Genomic DNA, 8,671 nt, shown 5'->3' with positions numbered 1-8,671 from the left:
GAAGGCGAAGGCGATGGTGCTGGTGGCGCCTTGGAAGGTGTCGTTGGCCGTGGTGGGGAACGCGGTGGTGACCTTGAGGTAGTCGGTTTTGGCCGAGGTGAGGGCGGTCAGGTTGTTCAGGACCTTGTTCGCGGTGATCACCGGGGCGGAGGCCATGACCGTGGTCTTGGTCCCGGAGCACGTGTAGGGGGCTGCCGCGCCGGTCCAGGCGACCGAGCAGTTCTCGATGGTCAGCTGCAGGCCGTTGGTCACATCCGTGGTGAGCAGTGAGGCGGTGGCCCCGGCGGAGGTGGTGAGGGTGACGTTGTTCAGGTCCGAGTTGCCGGTGTTGGCCAAGGTGACGAGCTTTTCGACTTTGTCTCCGGGCAGCAGGCCCGCGACGGGGACGTTAAGGGTGTTGTTCGCTCCGGTGCCCAGGGCGATGGTGACGGTGCCGGCGGTGACTTGCTGGCTGGCCGAGGTGGAGGAAGTGAACGCGCCATAGGTTCCCATGCCGGCGACCGCGGCTGCGGTGCCGAGCAGTGCGACGGAAGCGAGGACCTTGCCGGAGGTGGTCTTGAGGCTGATGGCCATGGGAATCAGTGTCCTTTCGGGAGGCCACCGCTGCCGGCCGGCCGTTTCCTGTGCCGGCCCTGAGTGGCTGACAAGAAACACTGTGCCGGGCCCGGATCAAGAACCACTCCTGCAATCCATCAACACTTGCTCAGGAAAAGATCAAGAGTATTTTTTCCTTTTCCCACCACATGGCAGGCGCTCTGGACTGATGATAAGCAACCTGATAATCCTGTAACGAGGGGAAAAGCCTAGATAAAGAGGTGGGATCATGGTGGATCGCATTAGGGATATATGGGGCTCGAGGACCCCGTTTGCACGGCAAGCGGAGTGGCCTTCCCGCGTTGACTACGCCCTGCAGGAAGGCCTCACGGAGGGCGACGTTGACCATTGGGTCCAGTCCGCTTGCGTGCTGTGCAGCAATGGCTGCGGCTGTGACATTGCCGTGAAGAACGGCGTCATGGTGGGCATCCGGGGCCGCGCCGAAGACCGCATCAACAAGGGACGCCTCGGGCCGAAAGGTCTTTTCGCCAGCTGGCAGGGTGTCTCGAACAAGGACCGCCTCACCCAACCGTTGATACGGGAAGGCGGCGAATTGGTCGCGACTGACTGGGACACGGCCATGAATCGGATCGTGGAACGCAGTAAGCAACTCTTGAAGGAGAAAGGTCCACTCAGCCATGGTTTCTACACCAGCGGCCAACTCTTCCTGGAGGAGTACTACGCCCTGGGCGTGATTGGGAAGGCTGGTGTCGGGACCCCCCACATGGACGGAAACACGCGCCTTTGCACTGCGACGGCCGCATCCGCGCTCAAGGAAACCTTTGGAGCAGACGGTCAGCCCGGCGCGTATGAGGACATCGACAATTGCGATGGCATCTTCCTTTACGGCCACAACATGCCCGAAACCCAGACAGTTCTCTGGGCCCGCATCCTGGACCGGCTTTCAGGACCCACCCCGCCAAAACTCGTATGCGTCGACCCCAGAAATACGGAGGCCGCACGCTTTGCCGACGTGCACCTGGCGGTGCGGCCAGGCACCAATCTCGCGCTCATGCACGCCTTGGTCCGGGAGGTGCTGGAGAACGGCTGGGAGGACGCCGCGTACATCCAGAACCACACGCTCGGCTACGACGAGCTGAAATCCGCCGTGGAGGAATGGACGCCCGAGGCCGCTGCCGAGGTGTGCGGTGTCAGCGCCCACGACATCAGGAAGGCGGCCCGCATCTTCGGCACCTCGGATCGGGTACTTTCCACCGTTTTGCAGGGGTTCTACCAATCATCACAGGCCACGGCTTCCTCCTGCCAGGTCAATAATCTGCACCTGTTGCGCGGCATGCTCGGCAGACCTGGAGCCGGCCTACTACAGATGAACGGGCAGCCGACGGCACAAAACAACCGTGAATGCGGGGCCGACGGCGACCTCCCGGGCTTCCGTAATTGGCACAATCCGAAACACGTTGAAGAACTGGCCTCCCTGTGGAACGTGAATCCCGCGATCATCCCCCACTGGGCACCGCCAACCCATGCCATGCAAATCTTCCGCTACGCCGAGCAAGGGTCCATTAATTTCCTTTGGGTCTCGGCTACGAACCCTGCCGTCTCCCTGCCCGAGCTGCCCCGGATACGCGAGATCCTGGCTAAGCCGGAACTGTTCCTGGTGGTGCAGGATCTATACCTCACAGAAACCGCCAGCATGGCCGACGTCGTCCTCCCCGCCGCGGCATGGGGCGAAAAGACAGGGACATTCACCAACGCATCCCGCGTGGTCCATATCTCTGATAAGGCCGTTGACCCACCCGGGGACGCCCGCAGTGATCTGGATATTTTCCTGGACTACTCCAACCGAATGGGCTTCACTACCCTGGACGGCACGCCCTTGTTGACGTGGGAGGGGCCGGAAGACGCCTTCGAAGCCTGGAAGGAGTGCTCGCGCGGACGCCCTTGCGACTACACCGGTCTGAGCTACGCGAAACTCCGTGGCGGCAGCGGGATCCCGTGGCCCTGCAATGAGCAAAACCCGGAAGGCACCACACGACTCTATACGGACGGCGTTTTTCCCAGCGATCCTGACTATTGCGAGAACTACGGTCACGACCTCTTGACAGGAGCCGAAGTGGAGCCGGAGGCGTACCGCGCCAAGATGCCCAAAGGCCGCGCTTGGCTCAAAACAACCAGCTATCATCCACCGCACGAAGAACCGGACGACGCCTACCCGCTCCGGTACACCACCGGTCGGACGGCATACCACTTCCACACACGGACCAAGACAGGACGCTCCCGGACCCTCAATGCTGCAGCACCAAGGATGTGGGTGGAACTCTCGGTCGAGGACGCTTCCGCGCTGGGGATCACAGAGGGCGACATCGTCCGCGTCTCGTCCCGGCGAGGCCTTATCGAAGCGCCGGCTCGAGTCAGCGGCGTCCGGCCGGGGACGGTTTTTGCGCCTTTCCACTACGGATACTGGGACTCAACGCCATCCAGCCCGCGTGATTCTGCCAACGATTCGCGGAAGACCGCAGCCAACGAGCTCACCATCACCGAGTGGGATCCGGTGTCAAAGCAACCGCTTTACAAGAATGCCGCAGTGAAAGTAGAGAAAATCCGCGACGGCGACGGACCGGCACCGGCGCCCAACACCACCGCTTCACGGCAGGCAGGACAACAACAATGAACCTCAACATCTACCTGGGTTTGCTGCATCAGGGTGAGGCTACCCTGGCCGAGTCCTTCCGGCAGGTCTCCGATGGCCACGGCTCCGAGCCCGATATTCATTTCCTCTGCCAGTCCTTGGCCAAGCAGTGCGATAAGCACGAGGAACTCCTCCTCCCTATAGCGGAGCGGTACGGCAAAGACACATCGGACCATGAGCCCGAGCGGCTCCATGCCGAGGGTTTATCGGAAACGCGAACCGGTCCTGTCGGCCTCCTTCGCGACCTGCAGGACCTGTATCTGCTGGCGAGCTTGGTCGATGTCACGTGGACTGTGGTGAATCAAGCCGGGTCCGCACTTCGCGACGACGAGCTGCTCGCCGTCGTCGAACAGTGCCACAAAGAGACAGAGGTTCAGCTCAGCTGGTTGAAAACCCGGATGAAGCAGGCCGCGCCGCAAGCGCTGCTGGTCGCGGACTAAGGAGGTCGCAGACTAAGTAGATCGCAGCCTAAGTCAGCGGTGCAGCAGCCCCAGGATCGGGAGGGCGACCGCCGTCGAAATTGCCATGGCGGCGGTGTTGCCGATGACCGGGTGGAAACCCTCCGGCAGCCGGGCCGAAATAGCCCTGGCGATGGGAGGGGCAAGCACGGCTCCAAGCAATGCACCGGCGATGATGCTCTGCCACGAGCCGTCGTAGGCGAGCACGGCGGCCGGCGCCACTGAGACCAGTGACGCATAGGTGGCAGCCCACCCAGCATTGCGGAACCACCCCCGCCAAAGAACCACGCCGATAGCCGACGTGAGGGCCTGCGCGAACAGGATGTGCGGAACCAGGTTGGAACCGTACGAGGGCAGTGCAGGATTGAGCAAGAATGCCGTCGCGACGCCAAGGATCATGCCCGCGCTGGCGAGTTCGTTGGCGAAGAATTGCGTTTCCGTGAAGTCAGAGAGGACCCGGCGCATCGCCCATATGGCGTCCTTAAGAACAGGGTTAACGCCCGACGGCGGCTGGATGGCTTGCGGCTGCTGAGTCGACTTGCGTAGGACAAGCCATGGCAATTTCCGGGCAATGAGGAAAGCCAGCACTGATCCCAAGGACATCGCGAGGACGTTCGCCACCACGGCCGGCAGTCCCAGCGGCGCGGCGACCGTTGGGATCAGCACCAACGCGGTGGGCGTTACGGTGAAGGCCCCGAGCACAGCTCCGGTCACGCAGGTCCGCCAACCGGGTCCATACATCAGGACCAAGGCCGGGGCCACGCAAACAAAAGGTACGAACGTGGGCTGCCATCCGTCGTCGAGCAGCCCGCCGAAAACCAAGGTGGACAACAGCAAACTGAGCGATGCCGACGTCAGCACCCACGGCCACAGTCCGGTGCCATACGTCAGCTGGCCAGCCCAGTTCTTGCCCCGTCGGCCAGCGAACCAAGCCAACAAAGCCCCGGCAAGCAACCCGCAAGCTGCCAGCTCTGATTTGTAGAACAGCGGCTCAGTCATGTCGCCAAAGAACCATCGGACCGCTGCAAAAGGTGAGTTGGTGACCGATGCAGCCCAGCCTTCAAATGCCGGGCCGAGCCGCGGCGATTGCTGCGCGAGCGTGTGGAGGACGAGTGCAAGGACTCCGGCGAGGATGACCGCAGCCAACGCGCCCAACGCTGTCCCGATGGCGCCGAGCTCAGTTGCAGTCTTCTTCGGGGCAGGATCCGGCCGACGGCGGGGCGCGCCGTCGACAGCTGAGGTGAGCATCGTTGATAACCCTTAGCGTGCGATGTGGTGTAACTCGAAAGCAGCGTATCCGAGCTTTTCAGGGCGCCCACACTCGTGTTGCTGCGGGGGCTTTGTGACCGGGAGTGCGCAGAATGGTTCTTATTAGAAAACCATTCAGTATATACAGAATGGTTATTTTATGAGAACCTTTAAGCATGGATGTTGTCACCACCAAGGAAGCCGCCAAGCGCTTAGGCGTCAGCGACGTCGCCGTACGTAAAATGCTGAAGAGCGGTCGCTTGACGGACATGGGCATGGTGGGCCACACGATTCTCATAGACCCCGCTTCATTGCATCGTGCTCTGGAATCAGGAAAGCGCTCGGGCCGACTCTGGACGCCGAAGACCGCATGGGCTGCACTCTGCTTGCTCTCCGGAGACAAGGCACCCTGGATTGAATCAACCAGCAGGTATCGGCTAACGCGCCGCCTCCGCGATCTAAATCCGGGAGAGGTTCAGCAACTTGCCAGGAATCGTGCAGAAGTGAAACGGTATCGGGCGACGCCAACTGCCGTCGACGCACTTCAGGAAGCACTGATACCAACTGCCGGCGCGGCGCTGCGCAATAACGAGATCGCTCACCGATTTGGGCTCGCTGGCGGAGGCGGATTCTTCGACGGGTACGCAACGCCGGGAGATGGCAGCAAGATCGCCGCCGCACTGGGAATGGTCGATGATCCCAGTGGAAACGTGACCATCCGGGAAACCTCGCTGTCTGAACCTTTCGTGGAGCAGACCACACCCCTGGCCGCCATCGCGGTGGACCTCATGGATTCCCTGGCTACCAGGGAACGTTCAGCTGGTATGCGCGTCCTTGAAGAGCTGCTCAATGGATGATCAAAATCGCCAGAATCTTGGCAAGCGGCCCACTCGCGACATGCCCATACCAATTGGAGGTTGGGGAAGTCCATGGCCACAGTGCATGGAGTTGGCAAAGGCGCTACCTGCTACAAAGTGGACGCTGGTCGGTGGGCTCATGGTGCAACTGCATGCGGCCGCGGCAGGCCTTCTGGTCACCCGGCCAACGGCCGATGTAGACATAGTCCTTCATGTCGAAACGGGGGCTGTAACCGCATCCGAAGTCACCGAATCGTTGGGCGGACTCGGTTACGAACTGCAGCCATCCATCGATAGATCCGCCCCGGCGCACCGCTTTGTCCGCGGCCAGGAACAAGTGGATGTTATGGTCGCTGATCATGGAGTCGCAAAGCCTCCCCAACGCCTTGGCGGACGAGACATTTTCAGGCTCCCGGCGGGCACGCAGGCCTTGCAGCGCACCATGTACTGCCAGATCACCACAGGTAAAGAAGCAGTGACTATCAGCATCCCAAACACGCTTGGCGCTTTGGTCCTGAAGGGCGCAGCATTTAGGGAAGACTCACGCGATGGTCGTCGCCATCTTGACGATGCAGCGGTGCTGGCCGCAACCATTACCGACGCCCTAAAGGTGGTGCCAGAACTGAAGGGCAGCGACCGCAGCCGTGTCCAAACAATCCACACAGCTTTGCTGGATCCTCTTCATCCCTCTTGGCTCATGCTTGAAGAACATGATCGAGTCGGCGCAAGGGATGCCTTGCGCATCCTGGCCTCAAATCCGCAAGGACTCGTTCTACCGAGGGCTACGGCAGTGAATCCGCCGAACGCGCCAAAGCTTCCAGTCGCCGTCGAGCACTGTCAGGACTAGTACTGGCAGGACGAGAGCTACACGAAAACGGAGGCCCCGACGCGTTCGCGTCCGGGCCTCCGCAAGCTCGATAAATCAAGCCTTCCTGCGCGTGACCAACCCCCAGATAACCAGTACGATCAGCGCGCCTCCGATTGCGAGCAACCAAGTGGAGATCGACCAGAATTCGTTGATGCCCACCTTGAAGATGGCACTACCGATCCAGCCACCCAGCACGGCGCCCACGATCCCCAGCAGGAGCGTCGCGATCCAGCCGCCTCCCTGCCTGCCCGGCATGATGGCCTTGGCAATGGCTCCTGCGATCAAACCCAAAACAATCCAACCAATGATTCCCATGTGTTTCCCTTTTCTCGTACGTAGGCCTCGGCCAGCACCAATACCGGGTGCCGCCATCGGCCTGATTGCTAGCTGCCCGCTTGTGCGGCGAACTATGCCGACAACTCGGCGGGCAGACGTTTCAGGGCGTCCCAGTTACTGAAGGAGGGATTCGATCTCTCCAACGGGCAGTCCGGCTACCTCGGCAAGGGCGCGGGGGTCCACTCCGGCATCGACGGCCTTTTTGAAGGCCAAGGCGAGCGTGTTCTGGGAAATGGCCAGCTCGTGTTGGAGGCTTTGGCGGCGAAGGGCCGCGACCCAGACGCCGCTGACCGGGTCAAGGGCGTCAATGTCCATTCTGAATCCGCAACTGCAAGCCCACTCCGGCCATATTGGCTCCACGGTGATCCACTGCATGGAGTCGTAGCCGGGTCCTGCGGAGATGGCCATGTGCGAACCGCAGTGTACGGGGCCCATCGACACTCCCCGTTCCGCAGCGAGGTCTACGGTATTCCCAGTCACTGGTGTGGAGCTTGGTTCACGCAGTGCGACTGTCATCGTCTTCTCCCACACATTCCCTAGTAACTAACTTGGCTAACTAGTTATATGTGTACTTATCATTTAAGTCCAGCCAGACGGGACTGTGACCCGCGCATGCCGCCAAAGAGCGGGAGCCACCACAACGGCAACGCCGACGGCGGCCCCGATCAACGTTTCGACGATGCGGTCCCGCAATAAGAGGCCGGGATCGACTGGGGCTGCCAGCAAAGTAGCGACCAAGGCAAGCGGCGTAACGAAAATCTGCGCCACAAGGTACTGCCGCGCGATGAACATTTCAGCGCCGAACTGGCAAGCAGCGATCACCAGGACCATGGCCCACGGCGCGGGATTGAGCCAGAGGATGCCAGCAAGCAGCACCAACCCGACCACCGTTCCGGCGATTCTTTGGATGCCACGGCTCACGCGATGGCGCGTCGAATGCCCCACCAATGGAACCACTGCCGCGACCATGGCCCAATAAGTGTGGCCGAAGCCAAGCCTCTCCCCCACCAGCGTCGCGATGGTCCCCGCAAGGCCGGCCGCGATCAGGTATCCACCGCCTTCCAACCAGATCGCCCGACGTTCCGGGGTGGTGTGGCGGATGCGCGGCGGCCGCTTCCACGGGGTCCTGTGGCTCTTGAAAACCCGGGATGACATACCGATCAGAAGGCAGAAGACCGTCGTCCCTGCCGCAACGAGCATTGCCTCCCCAAGCGGCGGCTGCGCCTGGATGGATGCGATCGCAGCGAAAGCGAAGATGTGAAAGAGGGAACCGCCGGGCCTCAGCCTCCAGGCCGCGACAACCACCGAGCACCCTCCTGCCACGAGAGTGGTAGCAGCAGTCAGCAGCCACGAATACGCGGCGCCTTCGATTCCCCAGGATTGCGCTCCCCGCGCCATGAGCGTCGCCAGCAGGATGATCAGCAGCATGAAACTACCGGCACGCAGCTGACTTCGGAAGCGGACGCTGTGCGGTTCATTGCGACCATAAATGCCCGTAAACGCACCGAACGAAGCAAATACGGCCAGATCCAACCGCCCCAACAGCGTCAGTGAAATCAATGGAACAAAGACACCTACAGCGCAACGGAGAGCCGGGTGATGGTCCTTGTTTCCTGGACCCATCGTGAACATTTCCGCTACAGCCTTCAAGGTGCGGTTC

9 protein-coding genes are annotated in these 8,671 nt (G+C 61.4%); 4 read left to right on the top strand and 5 right to left on the bottom strand.

Annotated features, from left to right (window positions below):
* The coding region (locus AB4Z15_RS11175) for a TasA family protein (RefSeq protein WP_442017325.1) at nt 1-573 on the bottom strand (573 nt) is incomplete at its 3' end.
* Nucleotides 574-823: 250 nt separating this feature from the next.
* Between AB4Z15_RS11175 and AB4Z15_RS11170 the strand changes: the two genes are divergently transcribed.
* Together AB4Z15_RS11170 and AB4Z15_RS11165 are read left to right on the top strand one after the other, a co-directional pair.
* Nucleotides 824-3,226 (top strand): molybdopterin oxidoreductase family protein, encoded by a 2,403-nt coding sequence (locus AB4Z15_RS11170; protein ID WP_442017324.1) that lies wholly within the window; start codon nt 824-826, stop codon nt 3,224-3,226.
* Nucleotides 3,223-3,684 carry a hypothetical protein gene (locus AB4Z15_RS11165; protein WP_442017323.1) on the top strand — a complete coding sequence of 154 codons (462 nt, stop codon included), beginning with the start codon at nt 3,223-3,225 and terminating at the stop codon, nt 3,682-3,684. The genes AB4Z15_RS11170 and AB4Z15_RS11165 overlap by 4 nt, the downstream gene beginning before the upstream one ends.
* Before the next feature lie 33 nt (nt 3,685-3,717).
* On the opposite strand, the gene AB4Z15_RS11160 is transcribed toward AB4Z15_RS11165, so the two are convergent.
* On the bottom strand, nt 3,718-4,950 hold the full coding sequence (locus tag AB4Z15_RS11160; protein ID WP_442017322.1) for a hypothetical protein: 1,233 nt from the start codon (nt 4,948-4,950) through the stop codon (nt 3,718-3,720).
* A gap of 176 nt (nt 4,951-5,126) precedes the next feature.
* On the opposite strand from AB4Z15_RS11160, the gene AB4Z15_RS11155 reads away from it, so the two are divergent.
* On the top strand, nt 5,127-5,807 hold the full coding sequence (locus AB4Z15_RS11155; RefSeq protein WP_442017321.1) for an excisionase family DNA-binding protein: 681 nt from the start codon (nt 5,127-5,129) through the stop codon (nt 5,805-5,807).
* Between the two features lie 85 nt (nt 5,808-5,892).
* Nucleotides 5,893-6,654 carry a hypothetical protein gene (locus AB4Z15_RS11150; RefSeq protein ID WP_442017320.1) on the top strand — a complete coding sequence of 254 codons (762 nt, stop codon included), beginning with the start codon at nt 5,893-5,895 and terminating at the stop codon, nt 6,652-6,654.
* 75 nt (nt 6,655-6,729) lie between these two features.
* Here the strand turns inward: AB4Z15_RS11150 and AB4Z15_RS11145 are convergent, their stop codons facing one another.
* From AB4Z15_RS11145 to AB4Z15_RS11135, 3 genes are all read right to left on the bottom strand, one after another.
* Entirely contained in the window at nt 6,730-6,990 is a 261-nt protein-coding gene (locus AB4Z15_RS11145) for a GlsB/YeaQ/YmgE family stress response membrane protein (protein WP_224093026.1), read from the bottom strand.
* A 135-nt stretch (nt 6,991-7,125) separates the two neighbouring features.
* Complete coding sequence (locus tag AB4Z15_RS11140; RefSeq protein WP_442017319.1) at nt 7,126-7,527, bottom strand: hypothetical protein; 402 nt, start codon at nt 7,525-7,527, stop codon at nt 7,126-7,128.
* 63 nt (nt 7,528-7,590) lie between these two features.
* The gene (locus AB4Z15_RS11135) at nt 7,591-8,661 is read right to left on the bottom strand and encodes an FUSC family protein (protein ID WP_442017318.1); all 1,071 of its coding nucleotides are present in this window, start codon (nt 8,659-8,661) and stop codon (nt 7,591-7,593) included.
* Nucleotides 8,662-8,671 lie beyond the last annotated feature (10 nt).

It is taken from the genome of Paenarthrobacter sp. 2TAF44, assembly GCF_052114885.1.
Taxonomy (GTDB): domain Bacteria; phylum Actinomycetota; class Actinomycetes; order Actinomycetales; family Micrococcaceae; genus Arthrobacter.
Note: the sequence above shows the minus strand (reverse complement) of the source record. Positions and strands in the feature narration are given on the sequence as shown.